The organism is Microvirga soli (assembly GCF_016734765.1).
GTDB lineage: Bacteria > Pseudomonadota > Alphaproteobacteria > Rhizobiales > Beijerinckiaceae > Microvirga > Microvirga soli.
Window position 1 is genome coordinate 1 of record NZ_JAERQE010000023.1, and the last position, 17100, is coordinate 17100.

Here is a 17100-nt window from a genome sequence, read left to right on the forward strand (position 1 = left end):
GGGGAGACCACCTCGGCGGCCTCTCAGGTGCTGGGGGCGGCCCAGGAGCTGTCGCGCCACTCCAACGATCTCTCCCGAGAGGTCACAGACTTCCTCCAAGGCGTGAAGGCCGCCTAAGGACTGGGAGCTTTCCAAGCCGCATGCGGGCCAGCCCCACGCAGCTTGTATCCTCTTAACGGGAAATCTTCTCAAGCAGGAGCCGCTGGAAACAGCGGCTCCTTTGCTTTTGCTGCCTGTGCAGATCAGCGCTCAGTCAGCTTCAGTTCGATACGCCGGTTGCGGGCATAGGCCTCTTCGGTCGTGCCGTTGTCGAGAGGCTGGAACTCGCCGAAACCGGTGGCGGCGAGGTGCTTGGGCTGGACGCCGCGGGCGACGAGGGCCTGCACCATTGCGATGGCGCGGGATGACGACAGGGCCCAGTTCGAGGGGAATTGCGGGGTGTTGATGGGGCGCTGGTCGGTGTGGCCGTCGACCCGGATCACCCACGGAATATCGGGCGGAACCTGCTTCTCGAGTTCGATCAGAGCGCTGGCGATACGGTCGATCTCGCCGGAGGCTTCGGGCCGAAGGAAGGCTTGGCCGGCCGGGAACAGCACCTCGGACTGGAATACGAAACGGTCACCGACGATGCGCACATCCGGGCGATTGCCGAGGATCTGGCGCAGGCGGCCGAAGAAGTCGGAGCGGTAGCGGGCGAGTTCCTGAACGCGCTGGGCCAGCGCCACATTGAGGCGGCTGCCGAGATCGGCAATGCGGGCCTGGCTTTCCTTGTCGCGGTTCTCAGAAGCGGAAAGCGCCTCTTCCAGGGCCGCGAGCTGGCGGCGCATGGCGGCGATCTGCTGGTTGAGGATTTCGACCTGGCTCAGCGCCCGGCCCGTCGTCTGGCGCTCGGTCTCGAGCTGCGTGTTCAGCTGATCGGCCTGGACTTGCGCAGCGCCGCCGCTGTCGAGGAGGCTCTGCAGGCGTGCCCGCTCGGCCTCGTTGGCCCGAAGGGTGGTCTGGAGCGAGGTGACCGTCTCCTCGATGGTGCGCCGACCCGAGCGTTCGAGGGAAAGAAGATCGGTGAGCTCTGCGATCTGGCGGTTCAAACGGTCGAGCACCGTGTCGCGGCCCGACAACTCGCGGGACAGGAAGAACTGGCCGACGGTAAAAACCGAGATCAGGAAGATGATGGCGAGCAGCAGCGTGGACAGGGCATCGACGAAGCCCGGCCAGTAATTGATCTGGCTGCTGCGCCCGCGCCGCCGTCCGCCTGCGCTCGAGACCGGCATCAGGGCAGCCTTTCACGGGAGAGGCGGTCGAGCACCTGCTTCAGCTCCTTCTCGCGGGCGGCTTGCGCCTCCACCCAGTCGCGGATCATCTGCTGCTCGGCCCGCATGTGCTGCACGAGGCCCTGCACGCCCTCGGCGAGGTTCGCCATGGCCTGTGTGGCAGCCCGTCCGCCTCCGCCGTCATTGACGGCGGCGGTGAGCCGGTTGAGGGCGAGCGTCAGGTCCGGCGCGGTGCTGCCGGCGCGCAGGGAGGGCTCCGCCGGCGTATCCATGGTGGAGGTGGCGAGCCAGTCCTCCAGCTCTGTGTAGAAGCGGTTCTGAGCCTGGCCGGCCTGGAGATCGAGGAAGCCGAGGACGAGCGAGCCTGCAAGGCCGAACAGGGAGGCCGAGAAGGACAGGCCCATGCCCTGGAGCGGGCCAGCAAGCGAGTTCTTGAGTTCGTCGAAGAGAACCGCCGAGTCCTGCCCTGTCCGCAGCGAGGAGATGATGCGGCCAACCGACCCCACCGTGTCGATAAGGCCCCAGAAGGTGCCGAGCAGGCCCAGAAAGACCAGGAGGCCGGCGAGATAGCGCAGGATCTCCCGGCTCTCATCCAGGCGAGCCCCGATGGAATCGAGCACGGAGCGGGTTGCCGCGACCGAGAAGCCGGATTGGCCGGGCCGGTTGCCCAGGAGGGCAGCCAGGGGGGCCAGCAGGGCCGGCTGCTCGGGAGCCACCAGCCCTTCCTCGGTTCGCTGGAGTGTATTGACCCAGCGCACCTCGGGCCTGAGGCGCCACACCTGACGAATGGCCAGCAGGATACCGATGCCCATGATGCCCAGAATCAGGGCGTTGAGGCCGGGATTGGCCTGGAAGGCCTCCCAGATCTGCCGATAGAGGATGAAAGCGACAAACCCTGCCAGGATAAGGAAGACCGCCATGCGGATCAGATAGATCCGCGGTGGGGTAAGGGGTTGATCCGCCATCGTTATCCTGTGCGTTCTGGCTTCGGGGCCGCACCAATGTGACCGCGCCCGTCTCAAGGATCAAGCGCGACCATCGGTTCCTTCGCCTGCACGAACAGAAATATCAGCCGGAAGCTAGCCTTTGGCCTTCTTCAGGAGCTTCAGGAGCTCGCGCTGCATGAACTCGTTACCGCAGGCAATGGACCCCTTGGCCATCGGGTCACTGCCGCCGTCGGCGTCGGACACGAAGCCACCCGCCTCGCGGACCATGAGGATGCCGGCGGCGATGTCCCAGGTGTTCAGGCCGCGCTCCCAATAGGCATCGAAGCGCCCGCAGGCCACATAGGCGAGGTCGAGGGCTGCCGCGCCCCAGCGGCGCATGCCGCCCACATTGCCCATGATGGCGGCTTCTTCACGAAGATAAAGGCCGTGATCACCCTTGCCGATGTGAGGCAGACCACAGGCGAAGACTGCATCGGCGAGGTCGCCGCGGCCCGCCACGCGGATGCGGCGGTTGTTGAGATAGGCGCCCTTGCCGCGTTCGGCGATGAAGAGCTCGTCCTTGGCCGGATCGTAGATCACGCCGGCAACGATCTGGCCGTCACGCTCCAGGCCGACCGAGATGGCGAACTGGGGCAGGCCGTGCAGGAAGTTCGTGGTGCCGTCGAGCGGGTCGATGTGCCAGCGGTGGCTGGTATCGGTGCCGACGATGACGCCTTCCTCCTCCATGACGAAGCCGTAGCCGGGGCGGGACTTCTCGAGCGACTCGCGCAGGATCTTTTCCGCCTTGCGGTCGGCCGCGGACACGAAGTCGCCCGGGCCCTTGCGCGAGACCTGCAGGTTCTCGACCTCGCCGAAATCGCGCTTGAGCGAGCGTGATGCCTTCATCACGGCATCGGTCATAACGGTCATGAGGGGCGAGCGGATCATCGTGCAGGTCCTGACAAAGAGCGGTTTTCAAAGAGGAACGTGGTCGATGGACCACGGCGGGAGGAACGTCAAGCGAAGGATCAACCGGGCAAGGGCTCGAAATGATCCCGCGCCTCGTGATTTTGTGCTGGTGTCATCCCCGGCGAGCGTCAGCGAGGGAAGGGGATCCACGATCACGCCCGACGCGATGGATTCCCTTCCCCCTGCGATGGCTGCGCCATCTCCGGCCGGGAAGGACACTTGAGCGATTACCGCATCCCCAGGCGCTCGGCCGCCAGCTTCTCGGACCGGGTGCGCTCGTCACTGGTGAGGTTCTTGAGCGCATTGTCGAGCCAGGGATCCGCCAGCCCCTGGGCCGCCGCCAGGATATGCCAGGCTGCCGCGTCGACCTTGTTGGCCGGCACGCCCCGGCCGGCCACGAGAAGGCGGGCGAGGCGGTTCTGGGCAATGGCGTTGCCCTTGGCGGCCGCACGGCGGAAGTAGCGGGCGGCCTGGGATTCGCTTGCCGCGACGCCGTCGCCATTGAAGAGCAGGATTGCGTATTCCACCTCGCCGACCGAGCTGCCGTTGCGGGCAGCGCGCTCGAACAGGCGCGCGGCCTCACTGGCGTTGCGCTCGACGCCCCGGCCCTTGAGGTAGAGCACGCCCAGGGCATGCTGTGCATCCGGGATCTCCGCCTCGGACGCCCTTCTCAGGAGCCCCACAGCCTTCTGCAGGTCGGCGTTCGCCTCGCTGGTGAGCAGGAGCAGGGCGAGGTTGTGGCTGGCAACCGCGTTGCCCTTGGCGGCCGCTTCCTCGAGCCAGGTGCGGCCCTGCACGGCATTCTTCGGCATGCCGCGCCCGTCGAGGGCCATCAGGCCCAAAGCGGCCAGTGCATGGGCGTCGCCGCGCTGGGCCGCGAGGCGGTACCACTCGGACGCCTTCTTGGGATCCACCGTGACGCCGAGGCCCTGGTTGTAGAGCTCGCCCAGCAGGGTCATGGCGGCAGCGTCGTTGTTGTTCTTCTCCAGCCGCAGGTTCGCCTCGCGGAAGGCCGTCTGGTAGAGGCCGCGCTGATAGGCGCCGTAGGCTAGATCTGGCTGAGCGGCCGCGCCTGCGGTGGCGGATGCCAGCAGAAGCGAGCCGCCGATGATCCAGGAGAGACGCATCAGCGCGATGCCTCCTGACGCTCCAGGATCGCGGCTGCCGCCTTCACCGCGGCGGCAGGCCCGTCCGGATGCGACCAGACCGCGTCACCGAGCGCTACGAACTCGGCATTCGTGGCGGCGAGCGTCTCGACCGCGTCCAAGCTCGGGGCATAGGCCGCGCAAGGCGTCTCGAAGATCTCGGCCCACCAGGAGGCCCGCTCGACCACGCTCTCGAGGGAGGGGAGGGACCCGTCCGGGCGTGGCTCGCCGAAAAGCAGATAGTCGACCCCGGCTTCGCCGAAGGTCATGGCATCGTCCTTAGTGCGGATGGCCCCGACGCCCAGCGCCCGCTCGGATTTCAGCCGGTCGCGCATTTCCCGGACGAGGGCAGGGTCGGCGCCGTTCACGTGCACCCCGTCGGCCCCGCCGCGGGCCGCGACGGTGGCGAGGTCGACCTTGGCCTCCGAGGCGACGATCACGGCGGCCTCGTGCTCCTGCGCGGCGGGAGCCAGCGCCTTCACCTGGTTGGTCAGGGTGCGTTCGTCGGCGAGCGCCAGCCGCAGCAGCACGGCGGCCACGGCTCCGGTCGCGCAGGCCTCGGAAAGCTGCGGCGCGAAGGAGGAATCCTCCAGAACGGGGGTGATGAGGTAGAGGCGGGCGGCGGTATCGGCCATGGGTCACGAAGGTTGAGAAAACAAAAGACACCGTTCCCATAACGAAAACGGGGCCATCTTGCGAGGCCCCGCTTGTCGATCATGATTAAGGCGAAAGCCCGGTCGCTTATTCGGCCGCCTGACGGTTGGCGCCGAAGGTCGGGTCGAGCTCGCCGGAGGCGTAGCGCTTTGCCATCTCGGCCAGGGTGAACACGCGCTTGATCTTCGAGGCCTGGCCGGCGGTATTGAACTCCTGCAGGCGCTGCTTGCAGAGCTTCGTCATCGCGTCCATGGCGGGCTTCAGATACTTACGGGGGTCGAACTCGCCCGGGTTCTCGGTGAGAACCTTACGGATTTGGCCGGTCATGGCCATGCGGTTGTCGGTGTCGATGTTGATCTTGCGCACGCCGTGCTTGATGCCGCGCTGGATCTCCTCCACCGGCACGCCCCAGGTCGGCTTCATCTGGCCGCCGTACTGGTTGATGATGTCCTGCAGGTCCTGCGGCACCGAGGACGAGCCGTGCATCACCAGATGGGTGTTCGGCAGCTTCTGGTGGATCTCCTCGATGATGTGCATCGCGAGGATCGCGCCGTCGGGCTTGCGGGTGAACTTGTAGGCGCCGTGCGAGGTGCCCATGGCAATGGCGAGCGCGTCGACCTTGGTCTCGGCCACGAACTTCACGGCCTCGTCGGGGTTCGTCAGCAGCTGGTCGTGGGAGAGCTTGCCCTCGGCGCCGTGGCCGTCCTCGGCCTCGCCTTCACCGGTCTCAAGCGAGCCGAGCACGCCGAGCTCGCCTTCCACCGAGATGCCGCCGAGATGGGCCATCTCGACCACCTTCCTGGTGACGCCTACGTTGTAGTCCCAGTCGCCCGGGGTCTTGCCGTCGGCCTTGAGCGAGCCGTCCATCATCACCGAGGTGAAGCCGGCCTGGATCGCCGTCATGCAGGTGGCAGGCTCGTTGCCGTGGTCGAGATGCACGCAGACCGGGATATGCGGGTAGATTTCGGTGACCGCGTCCATCATGTGCTTGAGCATGACGTCGTTGGCATAGGAGCGCGCGCCGCGGCTCGCCTGGATGATCACCGGGGCATCGACCTCGCTGGCCGCCGCCATGATCGCCAGCGCCTGCTCCATGTTGTTGATGTTGAAGGCAGGCACGCCATAGCCTTGCTCGGCTGCGTGATCCAGAAGCTGCCTCATCGTGATGCGGGCCATTTGGTCCTCCGTATTGATTTTGGTTTTAAACAGCGCAGAAGCTGAACCTCAGCTTAAGCCATCTGGTTAAGCTATTTAGGCCACATTTTTGCTTGGCAAAGTGGGTTAACCACTTTGCCAAGGCATGGCCTCAAGCCCGCAGGGCTTCCACGCCGGGGAGCGACTTGCCTTCGAGCCATTCGAGGAAGGCGCCGCCGGCCGTCGACACATAGGTGAAGCTGTCCGCGACACCGGCATGGTTGAGGGCCGCCACCGTGTCGCCGCCGCCGGCGACCGACACGAGCTTGCCGTCCTTGGTGCGCTGGGCGGCATGGCGTGCCGCCGCGACCGTGCCCTGGTCGAAGGGGGCGATCTCGAAGGCGCCGAGCGGGCCGTTCCAGACCAAGGTCGCCGCGTCGTTGATGGCGGAATTGACACGCTCGACCGACTGCGAGCCCACGTCGAGGATCATCTGATCCTCGGGGATCGCGTCGATGCCGTAGGTGTGGTTGTGCGCGCCCGCCTTGAACTCGTAGGCGCAGACGCCGTCGACCGGCAGGATGATGGCGCAGTTGGCTTCCCGTGCCTTCTCGATGATGCGCATCGCGGTGGCGGCGAGATCCTTCTCGGCGAGCGACTTGCCGATGCCGAGACCTGTCGCGTGCACGAAGGTGTTGGCCATGCCGCCGCCGATCACCAGGGCATCGACCTTGGTGACGAGGTTTTCGAGCAGGTCGATCTTGGTCGAGACCTTGGCGCCGCCGACAATGGCGACGACCGGGCGCTTGGGCGCTTCCAGACCCTTGGTCAGGGCGTCGAGCTCCGCCTGCATGGTGCGGCCGGCATAACCCGGCAGCGCGCGGGCCAAGCCCTCGGTGGAGGCATGCGCCCGGTGAGCCGCCGAGAAGGCATCGTTGACATAAAGGTCGCCGAGCTTGGCCAGTTCCTGAACGAAGGCCGGGTCGTTCTTCTCCTCGCCCGCATGGAAGCGGGTGTTCTCAAGAAGAAGCACGTCGCCGTCCTTCATGGCATTCACGGCGTTGCTGGCAGCCTCGCCGATGCAATCATCGGCGAAGGCCACAGGCTTACCGAGGTGCTGCGAGACCGCTTCCGCAACCGGCTTCAGGGATTCCTTCGGGTCGCGCCCCTTCGGACGTCCGAAATGGGCGAGAAGGATGACCTTCCCGCCCTTGTCGGCGATTTCCCGGATGGTGGGCAGGACGCGCTCGATGCGCGTCGCGTCCGTGATCCGGCCGTTCTCCATCGGGACGTTGAGATCTACCCGGACGAGAACGCGTTTTCCCTTGACGTCGGCCTGGTCGAGCGTGCGGAAGGCGGTCATGAGCAGCCTCCCTTAGATGAGCTTCGCCATGGCGATGGCGGTGTCCGCCATGCGGTTCGAGAAGCCCCACTCGTTGTCGTACCAGGACAGCACGCGCACGAAGTTGCCTTCCATGACCTTGGTCTGATCCATGTGGAACACGGAGGAGTGCGGGTCGTGGTTGAAGTCCGACGAGACGTTCGGGGCGTTCGTGTAGCCGAGGATGCCCTTGAGCGGGCCGTCGGCGGCTGCCTTGATCGCCGCGTTGATCTCTTCCTTCGTGGTGTTCTTCTTGGCCACGAATTTGAAGTCGACCACGGACACGTTCGGGGTCGGCACGCGGATCGACGAGCCATCGAGCTTGCCGTTGAGATCGGGCAGCACGAGGCCCACGGCCTTGGCGGCACCGGTCGAGGTCGGGATCATGTTCAAGGCCGCCGCGCGGGCGCGGTAGAGGTCCTTGTGCATCTGATCGAGGGTCGGCTGGTCGTTGGTGTACGAGTGGATCGTGGTCATGAAGCCCTTCTCGATCCCGACCGCATCGTGAAGCACCTTCGCCACCGGGGCGAGGCAGTTCGTGGTGCAGGAGGCGTTCGAGATGACCACGTGGTCCTTGGTCAGCTTGTCGTGGTTGACGCCGTAGACGACCGTCAGGTCGGCGCCGTCGGCGGGGGCCGACACGATGACGCGCTTGGCGCCAGCGGTCAGATGGGCCGAGGCCTTCTCCTTCGAGGTGAAGATGCCGGTGCATTCCATGGCGATGTCGACGCCGAGCTCCCGGTGCGGCAGGGTCGCCGGGTCCTTGATCGCCGTGACGCGGATCTTCTGGCCGTTGATGACGAGGAACTCGCCATCGACCTGCACGTCCGCCGGAAAGCGGCCATGAACGGAGTCGAAGCGGAGAAGGTGAGCGTTCGTCTCGACCGGGCCGAGATCGTTGATGGCAACCACCTCGATGTCCTTGCGGCCGCTTTCCACGATGCCACGGAGGATGTTGCGTCCGATGCGACCGAATCCGTTGATCGCGACCTTCACCGTCATAGCTTTAGCTCCCTTGTGTGTTGAGGCCCTGTCTCTTCTCGGGCCTCAAAGATTATGTGTCCGGAGAACCTTCTCCGCGATGGCCTCGGCGGTGATGCCGAAGTGCTTGTAAAGGTCCTTGTAGGGCGCGCTGGCGCCAAACCCATGCATGCCGACGAAAATTCCGTCCGGGCCGATGACCGAATCCCAGCCGAAGCGCACCGCCGCTTCCACCGCAACCTTGATCGGCGCATCCCCGATGATCTGGGCGCGGACCTTCTCAGGCTGGGCGAGGAACAGGTCGAGCGAGGGCACCGACACAACGCGAACGGCGAAGCTTTGTTCATCCAGAAGCTTCTGGGCAGCCAGCGCGATCTCCACCTCGGAGCCCGAGGCGAAGAGGGTGGCGCGGGCCTTTCCGTTGGCGGGCGACAGCTCGTAGGCGCCTGCGGACGAGAGGTTCTCAGCCCCGCCTACTTTCCGAACCTGCGGCAGGTTCTGGCGGGTCAGCGCCAGGGTCGACGGGCCGTCCGTGCGCTCGAGCGCCATCTGCCAGCACTCGGCGGTCTCGATGGCGTCGGCCGGGCGGAACACCCGCATCTTCGGCATGGAGCGAAGTGCTGCCAGATGCTCCACCGGCTGGTGGGTCGGGCCGTCCTCGCCGAGGCCGATGGAGTCGTGGGTCATCACATAGACGGCCGGAATGCCGGCAAGCGCCGCGATGCGCATGGCCGGGCGGGCATAGTCGGTGAAGACCAGGAAGGTCGCGCCCGCCGGCACATAGCCGCCATGGAGCGCGATGCCATTCATGGCTGCCGCCATGCCGTGCTCGCGGATGCCGTAATGGATATAGCGACCGGCATAATTGCCCGGCGAGATGGCATTGAGGTTCTTGGTCTTGGTGTTGTTGGAGGGCGTCAGGTCCGCCGAGCCCAGCACCAGCTCCGGCACGGCCTCGGTGATCACCTCGAGGGCGATCTCGCTGGCCTTGCGGGTGGCAACAGTCTGCGGCTCGGCGATGAGCCGATCCTTCAGCTTGGCGACGGCGTCGGCTAGTCCTTCAGGGCGCACGCCCTTCACGCGGCGCTCGAACTCGGCGCGCTTCTCTTGCGGCAATGCCTTCAGGCGCTCGGTCCAAGCCTTGCGCTGGCGGCTGCCCTTCTTGCCGGCCTTGGCCCAGGCGCTGCGGATGTTATCCGGGATCTCGAACGGCGCGTGGCTCCAGCCGTAGGAGGCCTTGGCGCCAGCCAGTTCCTCGGCGCCGAGCGGCTCGCCGTGGGCCTTGGAGGTGCCGGCCTTTTTTGGGGCGCCGTAGCCGATGGTGGTCTTGCAGGCGATGAGGGTCGGGCGGTCCGACTTCTGAGCGCGGGAGATCGCGCGCTGAATCGCCTTCTCGTCATGGCCGTCCACGCGCACCGCGTTCCAGCCGCAGGCCTGGAAGCGCTTCACCTGATCGACGGAGTCGGAGAGCGACAGGGGCCCGTCGATGGAGATCTCGTTGTCGTCCCACAGGACGATCATGCGGTTGAGCTTCAGGTGGCCGGCAAGCGCGATGGCCTCGTGGCTGATGCCTTCCATCAGGTCGCCGTCGGAGGCGAGCACATAGGTGAAGTGGTCGACGAGGTCGTTGCCGTACTCGGCGTTGAGCATGCGCTCGGCCAGCGCGAAGCCGACCGCCGTGGCGATGCCCTGGCCGAGCGGCCCGGTGGTGGTCTCGACGCCCGGCGTCATGAAGTTTTCTGGGTGTCCCGGGGTCTTGGAATCGAGCTTGCGGAAGTTCTTCAGCTCCTCGACCGTCATGCCCTTCACGCCCGTGAGGTGCAGGAGCGAGTAGAGCAGCATCGAGCCGTGGCCGGCCGACAGGATGAACCGGTCGCGGTCGGGCCAAGTCGGGTCGGTGGCATCGTATTTCAGGAACTTGGTGAACAGCACCGTGGCGATGTCGGCGGCGCCCATGGGCAGGCCCGGGTGGCCGGATTTGGCAGTTTCGACGGCGTCCATGGCGAGGACGCGCACGGCGTTCGCCAGATCGGAATGGGTGACGCGATCGGCGGAGACGGTATCTTGCACGGCGAGATCCACAAATCTTGAGGGCCCCGCAACGGGGCGGTCTGTCTGGGAAAGGTGCGGGCTCCTTAACACGGGGCAGGGGGGAGTCAAAGGCTCGAAGGGGCGTAATCCCCTTCCGGACCATTGCCCCTCCTCGAATGAACACGCGGTTCTTCGCGCAAAACCGGGTCCACTTTTGCGCACGATGCGCTAGTCTCGTGCCCGAATCCCGGAGGCATGATGGCGGCGCCCACACTCGACGAAGCGATGAAACGGCTGGACAGAGCTTTGGGGCTTCTTGAGGCGTCCGTCTCCCGGCGCCTGGAGGCCGACAGGCGGCGCGGCGGCCTGGAAACCGAGCTTCAGCTCATGCAGGACGATCGCTCCCGCCTGGCGGTGGAGCTCGACGGGGCTCTCACCCGACTGCATCGCTTCGAGGCTGCCACCGACGACGTGAGCCGGCGCGTCCGCCAGGCGATCGGGGCCGTCGAGACCGTTCTGGCGCAGGCCGGACAGCTCGAACCCGAGGAAGGCTGAAGCCATGTCCCAGGTGACGGTGACCATTGCCGGCAGAACCTACCGGATCGCCTGCGCCGAGGGCGAGGAGCGGCACCTCGAAGGGCTGGCGGCCTCCTACAATGCCCGGATCGAGGAGATGCGCGCCACCTTCGGGCAGGTCGACGATCTGCGCCTCCACGTCATGGCGGCGATTGCCCAGGCCGATGAGCTGCATGAGACGAGGAAGCAGATCACGGCGCTGACCGAGGAAGTGGCGATGCTCAACAGCGTCCATATCTATCGGGACGAGCGGCTTGAACAGATCGAGGCGAGGCTCGCCAGCGGCATCCAGCAGGCAGCCGAGCGCATCGAGGAGCTGGCCCGAAGCCTCAACGGCGCAGGGCAGGTTGAGGCGGGTCCCAGGTGATCCTGTTGCGATTGCGCAGGCGTTCTGCTCTCATCCGAAAATGAATTTTCTCTCAGATACTCACTTGGCCAATCGGGTCGAAGAGGCGTGCCTGAACGGCTGGCCGGCTTTGCGCGAAGCGGTCTTCGACGGCTGGCTAATCCGTCTGGCGGATGGCTACACGCGGCGGACGAACTCCGTGAACTTGCTCTCAGCCGGCACTTTGCCGCTCGATCATAAGGTTCGGTATTGCGAGGCGGTTTATGCTGCTCAAGGGCAACCGACGATCTTCTGCATTCCCACCCATGCCGATCCAGCCTTGAGCCGGAATCTCGATCAGAGGGGTTACTGTCCGCCCGAGGATGAAAGCTGCGTCCTGTACAAGGACTTCGCCGAGGCAGTGCCTGAGGCGGCCGGCGATGTCGTTCTGGAGGAGGGATTTCCGGGGGAAGATTGGCTGAACGCCTTGGCGCGCCTCCATGGGCAGAGTGAAGCTGCGCGGAGCACCCATTGCAAGATCCTGAAGAGCCTGTCGGTTCCGGCCGTCTTCGCAGCCGTTCGAGGCAACGATGGTCGCCTGGGCGCTTTGGCCTACGGGGCGGTTCACGATGGGCTCGTCTGCGTGAACTCCGTCGTGACCGACCCCACCTGCAGAAGACAAGGCTTGGCGCGAAAGGCTGTCGTCGCCGTTCTCGGGTGGGCGCAGGAACGCTGCCGGGCCACCGGAGCCTGCTTGGCGGTGGTTGCCGACAGCGCTCCCGCGAGAGCCTTGTATCGGGACTTGGGCTTCAACCGCGAGGTCTATCGCTATCATTACCGACGCCGGGAGGTCTGAGAGTGCTGGTCGTTCCTTGCCGATTTCCCGAACTTTCCCCTTTCCCCGGCGCCTCCTAATCCCTACATAGGAAAGGCGGGGCTGCGGGGCGCGTTAGGAGTTCATATTCCCCGGGGCCTTATCGATCCCAACGGGAGCTGTCCCTGCCCGGTCCGTGGACCGGAACACACGGCGCCCACCTACTTTGTAGGTTCCCGGGATCGCTTCTCCGACGGTTTCTGTGGCTCCGCACCTGATGACATCTCCTCTCCCTCCCGAGTTGAAAGAGCGCCTCCGCAGTGACGGCTTTGCCCGGCGCGACGGGCTCGATAAGGAGTTCCGCCACAAGGCGGCGGAACGGATCGCGGCCAAGGCTCTCCAATTTTCCGATCTTCAGGACGTGACGCCGGTGGGCGGCTACTGGCCGATCCGCACCGAGGTCGATCCGCGTCCCCTTATGGAAGCGCTGCTGGAGCGCGGGCAGGACGTGGCTCTTTCGCAGATCCTCCATCCTCATTTGAGCTGGCGCCTGTGGCAGCCGGGCGACGTGCTGGTCAAAGGCGGCTTCGGCGTGCGCGAGCCGGGTCCCGACGCGCCAGAGGTTTTCCCCAAGGCGCTGCTCGTGCCGCTGGTGGCCTTCGACCGCCGGGGAGGGCGCATCGGCTACGGCAAGGGGCATTTCGACCGGGCCATCGCAGCGCTGGAAGAGCAGCATCCCGTCTTGACCATCGGCCTCGCTTATGCGGTTCAGGAGATCGACGAGGTTCCGGTCGAACCCCATGACCGGCCTCTCGACATTATCATCACCGAGACCGAACTCATTCGGACGAAATCCGCTTAAGGATCCATCATGCGTCTTCTCTTCCTCGGCGACATCGTTGGGCGGCCCGGCCGCAATGCGGTGACCGAGCGCCTGCCAGGCCTTCGCGACCGCTGGCAACTCGATTGCGTGGTCATCAACGGCGAGAACTCCGCCGGAGGCTTCGGCATCAACGAGGCGATCTGCGACGAGATCCTGGCCGCCGGGGCCGATGCGATCACGCTCGGCAACCATTCCTGGGATCAGCGCGAGACGCTTGTGTTCATCGAACGCCAGCCGCGTCTCTTGCGGCCCGTGAACTACCCGCAGGGAACGCCGGGCCGCGGCGCCAACCTCATCGATACCCGCTCTGGCCACCGGGTTCTTGTGGTCAACGTCATGGGCCGCCTGTACATGGACCCGCTGGACGATCCGTTCGCTGCCGTCGAGCGGGAGCTCGAGACCTGCCCGATGGGTCAGGTGGCCGATGCCGTCATCATCGACGTGCATGCGGAGGCCACCAGCGAGAAGGAGGCCATGGGCCATTATTTCGACGGACGGGCAAGCTTGGTTGTGGGCACCCACACCCATGTGCCCACCGCCGATCACCGGGTGCTGTCCGGCGGCACGGCCTACATGTCGGATGCCGGAATGTGCGGCGACTACGATTCCGTGCTCGGCATGCAGAAGGAGGAATCGATCCGCCGCTTCATCCAGAAGACTCCTGGCGCCCGCATGGAGCCGGCTCTGGGCGAGGGCACGCTCTCGGGCATCGCGGTCGAGACCGACGACCGCACCGGCTTGGCCAAGCGCGTGGCGGCGGTTCGCCTCGGGCCGAACCTGGAAGAGACCTGGCCCCGCTTCTGGGATTAGGCCCAGTTTTTCCCTCTCCCGCTAAAGGGGAGAGGGCCACGCTCCCTTGGCGTAGAGCGTTGCCGTTCCCATCTCTCCTGCCACGGAGGTGATCGGTGGACGCAGACGCAAAGACGACCAGGAACGGCAGGATCAACGTCTATCGCCAGGAGAGCGAGTTCCACCGGGCGCACGAGCACCAGAGCGCCTCGGCCGTTTTGCGTGCTGTGATCGATGAGGCCAAGGGCGAGACGATCTCGATCCGTGAGATCATCGAGGCTTTCGGCGAGCGCGCCTTCGGCTTCGTGCTGATCCTGTTCTCCCTGCCGAACTGCGTCCCCAACGTGCCGGGCATTGCCGGCATCGTCGGCACCCCCGTGCTCATCTTCGGCATCCAGATGATGCTGGGCCATAAGCGCCCGTGGCTGCCGGGCTTCATCCTGCGCCAGACAGTGTCCGTTGCGAAGTTCAAGCGCCTCATCGATATCGCCGAGCCCAGGCTCCAGAAGTTGGAGAGCTACTGCAAGCCCCGGCTGCTCCCGCTCTTCGGTCCCATCGGTGATCGGGTGGTCGGGCTCTTCGCCTTTTTGGTTGCCGTATCGGTCCTGATCCCGTTTCCCGGCACCAACTTCCCGCCCTCCATCGCCCTCGTCATCGCGTCCATCGCCGTGATGGAGGAGGACGGCTATCTCCTGCTTGTCGGTTATCTCATCGGCTTGGCGGGGCTCGCCTATACGGTGACGATCCTGGGCGCCTCCTACCACCTCATCCTGGCGGCCATTCAGAACCTGCCGGGCTGGCTCGGGTTTTAGTTTTTCCGGACCTGCGCAAGGGGGCTTTGCCTGAACCCCTTCGCCGCCTTATAAGCGGGCCATCGTCAACTTCTCCGGCCTGACGGGCGCTTTCCATGGAAGCGGCTCTCGGCCGGCAATCCGGAGGCCCCGATGGCCGGGCATTCACAGTTCAAGAATATCATGCACCGCAAGGGCAAGGTGGACGCGGTGCGGTCCAAGGTGTTTTCCAAGCTCGCCCGCGAAATCACCGTGGCGGCCAAGATGGGCATGCCCGACCCCGCCATGAACCCGCGCCTGCGCGCCGCGATCCTCGCCGCGCGCGCCGAGAACATGCCCAAGGACAACATCCAGCGGGCCATCAACAAAGCCTCGGGCGGCGATGCGGAGAACTACGACGAGATCCGCTACGAGGGCTACGGCCCCGGGGGCGCGGCCATCATTGTCGAGGCCATGACCGACAACCGCAACCGCACGGCCTCCGACATCCGCTCCTACTTCACCAAGAGCGGCGGCAACCTGGCTGAGACCGGCGCGGTCTCCTTCATGTTCGACCGGGTCGGCTACATCGAGTTCGGCCCGGATGTGGCCGATGCCGACGCTATGCTGGAAGCCGCCATCGATGCCGGCGCCGACGATGTGGCTTCTGGCGAGAACGGCCATGAGGTCTATTGCGACCAGGGCAATCTCAACGAGGTGACCAAGGCGCTCGAAGACAAGTTCGGCGAGCCCAAGGCCTCTAAGCTGGTCTGGAAGCCCCAGACCCCCGTGGCGGTCGACGACGAGACCGGTGAGAAGCTGATGAAGCTGATGGAATCCCTCGAGGAGCACGACGACGTTCAGAACGTCTACGGCAACTTCGAGCTGTCCGAGGCCCTCATGCAGAAGATGGCTGAGTGATTTTGCCTGTGCGTCATGCCCGGGCTTGTCCCGGGCATCCACGTCTTCTTAACCGTTGATGGCGTGGATGGCCGTCAGCCAAGGCGGCTATGACGGTGGAGAACAACAGTGACTGAGCGCGTCCGCATCCTCGGCCTCGATCCCGGCCTGCGCAACACCGGCTGGGGCGTCATCACGGTCGAGGGGACGAAGCTCTCGTACGTCGCCTGCGGGGTCGTGACCTCCGACGGCGATCTCGACCTGGCGCTTCGCCTCAAGCAACTCTACGACCGGCTGACGGAGGTGATCCGGACCTGGACGCCCGACGAGGTGTCCGTGGAGGAAACCTTCGTCAACAAGGACGCCCAGGCGACCCTCAAGCTCGGCCAGGCCCGCGCCATGTCCCTGCTGGTCCCGGCCCTCCATGGGCTGCCGGTGGCGGAATACGGGGCCAACCAGGTGAAGAAGACCGTGGTGGGCGTCGGTCATGCCGATAAGAACCAGGTGCAGGCCATGATCAGGATCCTGCTGCCCAAGGCCGACTTCAAGAAGGCGGATGCGGCCGACGCGCTCGCCATCGCCATCGCCCACGCCCACCAACGCAAGGCCCGGGCTTTGGCGGCGATGTATTAGGGTGTTACAACGCAACGACTGTCATTCCGGGGCGGCGGAGCCGAGCCCGGAATCCATAAACACCGGCATCGCAGAATGGAGCGCCGTCAGCGTTTATGGATCCCCGCCTTCGTGGGGATGACCCTGGAGGGGACAAGAACGTGATCGGCAAACTCAAAGGCGTGGTGGATTCCTACGGCGAGGATTTCGTGATCCTCGACGTGCACGGAGTCGGCTATGTGGTCCACTGCTCCTCCCGCACTCTCCAGAATCTGCCGCCCACCGGCGAGGCGGCGGTGCTCTCCATCGAGACCCACGTGCGCGAGGACATGATCCGCCTCTTCGGCTTCCGGTCGGATTCCGAGCGCGAGTGGTTCCGCATGCTCCAATCTGTCCAGGGCGTGGGCTCGAAGGTGGCGCTCGGCATCCTGTCGGTGCTGGATCCCGGCACTCTCGCGACTGCCATCGCCACCGGCGACAAGGCCTCGGTTGCCCGCGGCCCCGGCGTTGGCCCGAAGCTTGCCCAGCGCATCGTGTCGGAACTCAAGGACAAGGCCCCAGCCTTCGCGGCCGTCGATCCGGCCCTCATCCGCCTCACCGGAGCCGTCGAGGACAACAGCGCTCCACGTCCCGTGGCGGATGCCATCTCGGCGCTGGTCAATCTCGGCTATCCCCAGGTCCAGGCCTCGGCCGCCGTGGCGGCCGCTATGAAGCAGGCAGGCGACGAGGCCGAGGCCAAGACGCTCATTCGGCTGGGTTTGCGGGAGCTTGCGCGGTGAGTGTCTCTTGTCATCGCCGGCGGCCGAAGGCCGGGAAGGGGATCCATGGCGCTTAGCGTGTGAGTGGGTTCCCTGCCCTCCGCTACGCGCCGGCCGGGAATGACACAGGAGTTGGACGTTCCTGTTTTGATCCTGTTAAAGATGGCGTATTACACTGGAA

At 65.5% G+C, this 17100-nt stretch carries 18 protein-coding genes and 1 other RNA gene; 10 read left to right on the plus strand and 9 right to left on the minus strand.

What is annotated here, in order from left to right:
* Nucleotides 1-242: 242 nt before the first annotated feature.
* The 9 genes from JKL45_RS18190 to tkt form a co-directional block, all read right to left on the minus strand.
* Nucleotides 243-1271, minus strand: a complete 1029-nt coding sequence (locus tag JKL45_RS18190; RefSeq protein WP_201863002.1) for a peptidoglycan -binding protein — start codon at nt 1269-1271, stop codon at nt 243-245.
* The gene (locus tag JKL45_RS18195) at nt 1271-2236 is read right to left on the minus strand and encodes a flagellar motor protein MotA (protein ID WP_201863003.1); all 966 of its coding nucleotides are present in this window, start codon (nt 2234-2236) and stop codon (nt 1271-1273) included. The genes JKL45_RS18190 and JKL45_RS18195 overlap by 1 nt, the downstream gene beginning before the upstream one ends.
* Nucleotides 2237-2350: 114 nt before the next feature.
* Complete coding sequence (locus tag JKL45_RS18200; RefSeq protein ID WP_201863004.1) at nt 2351-3145, minus strand: inositol monophosphatase family protein; 795 nt, start codon at nt 3143-3145, stop codon at nt 2351-2353.
* 248 nt (nt 3146-3393) lie between these two features.
* Nucleotides 3394-4293, minus strand: coding sequence for a tetratricopeptide repeat protein (locus JKL45_RS18205; protein ID WP_201863005.1), 900 nt, complete (start codon nt 4291-4293; stop codon nt 3394-3396).
* Nucleotides 4293-4946 carry a thiamine phosphate synthase gene (locus JKL45_RS18210; protein ID WP_201863006.1) on the minus strand — a complete coding sequence of 218 codons (654 nt, stop codon included), beginning with the start codon at nt 4944-4946 and terminating at the stop codon, nt 4293-4295. Before JKL45_RS18210 ends, JKL45_RS18205 begins: the two co-directional genes overlap by 1 nt.
* Nucleotides 4947-5052: 106 nt before the next feature.
* Complete coding sequence (gene fba / locus JKL45_RS18215) at nt 5053-6141, minus strand: class II fructose-bisphosphate aldolase (RefSeq protein ID WP_201863007.1); 1089 nt, start codon at nt 6139-6141, stop codon at nt 5053-5055.
* 130 nt (nt 6142-6271) lie between these two features.
* Nucleotides 6272-7462, minus strand: a complete 1191-nt coding sequence (locus tag JKL45_RS18220) for a phosphoglycerate kinase (RefSeq protein WP_201863008.1) — start codon at nt 7460-7462, stop codon at nt 6272-6274.
* A 12-nt stretch (nt 7463-7474) separates the two neighbouring features.
* Complete coding sequence (gene gap, locus JKL45_RS18225; RefSeq protein WP_201863009.1) at nt 7475-8482, minus strand: type I glyceraldehyde-3-phosphate dehydrogenase; 1008 nt, start codon at nt 8480-8482, stop codon at nt 7475-7477.
* Between the two features lie 45 nt (nt 8483-8527).
* Nucleotides 8528-10462, minus strand: a complete 1935-nt coding sequence (gene tkt / locus JKL45_RS18230) for a transketolase (protein ID WP_246498669.1) — start codon at nt 10460-10462, stop codon at nt 8528-8530.
* A gap of 285 nt (nt 10463-10747) precedes the next feature.
* Here tkt and JKL45_RS18235 point away from each other — a divergent pair, with 285 nt between their 5' ends.
* The 10 genes from JKL45_RS18235 to ruvA all read left to right on the plus strand — a co-directional run bounded on the left by JKL45_RS18235 (nt 10748) and on the right by ruvA (nt 16940).
* On the plus strand, nt 10748-11047 hold the full coding sequence (locus JKL45_RS18235) for a DUF4164 domain-containing protein (protein WP_201863011.1): 300 nt from the start codon (nt 10748-10750) through the stop codon (nt 11045-11047).
* 4 nt (nt 11048-11051) lie between these two features.
* The gene (locus tag JKL45_RS18240; RefSeq protein WP_201863012.1) at nt 11052-11435 is read left to right on the plus strand and encodes a cell division protein ZapA; all 384 of its coding nucleotides are present in this window, start codon (nt 11052-11054) and stop codon (nt 11433-11435) included.
* A gap of 64 nt (nt 11436-11499) precedes the next feature.
* Nucleotides 11500-12249 (plus strand): GNAT family N-acetyltransferase, encoded by a 750-nt coding sequence (locus tag JKL45_RS18245; RefSeq protein ID WP_201863013.1) that lies wholly within the window; start codon nt 11500-11502, stop codon nt 12247-12249.
* Between the two features lie 75 nt (nt 12250-12324).
* Nucleotides 12325-12480: non-coding RNA, 6S RNA (gene ssrS, locus JKL45_RS18250), on the plus strand.
* Between the two features lie 4 nt (nt 12481-12484).
* Nucleotides 12485-13069, plus strand: coding sequence for a 5-formyltetrahydrofolate cyclo-ligase (locus JKL45_RS18255; protein ID WP_201863014.1), 585 nt, complete (start codon nt 12485-12487; stop codon nt 13067-13069).
* A 9-nt stretch (nt 13070-13078) separates the two neighbouring features.
* Entirely contained in the window at nt 13079-13900 is an 822-nt protein-coding gene (locus JKL45_RS18260) for a TIGR00282 family metallophosphoesterase (RefSeq protein WP_201863015.1), read from the plus strand.
* 95 nt (nt 13901-13995) lie between these two features.
* Nucleotides 13996-14691 (plus strand): exopolysaccharide biosynthesis protein, encoded by a 696-nt coding sequence (locus tag JKL45_RS18265; RefSeq protein ID WP_201863016.1) that lies wholly within the window; start codon nt 13996-13998, stop codon nt 14689-14691.
* Nucleotides 14692-14823: 132 nt separating this feature from the next.
* Nucleotides 14824-15570, plus strand: a complete 747-nt coding sequence (locus JKL45_RS18270) for a YebC/PmpR family DNA-binding transcriptional regulator (protein ID WP_201863017.1) — start codon at nt 14824-14826, stop codon at nt 15568-15570.
* A gap of 108 nt (nt 15571-15678) precedes the next feature.
* Entirely contained in the window at nt 15679-16182 is a 504-nt protein-coding gene (gene ruvC, locus JKL45_RS18275) for a crossover junction endodeoxyribonuclease RuvC (protein ID WP_201863018.1), read from the plus strand.
* Nucleotides 16183-16322: 140 nt separating this feature from the next.
* Entirely contained in the window at nt 16323-16940 is a 618-nt protein-coding gene (gene ruvA / locus JKL45_RS18280; RefSeq protein WP_201863019.1) for a Holliday junction branch migration protein RuvA, read from the plus strand.
* Nucleotides 16941-17100 lie beyond the last annotated feature (160 nt).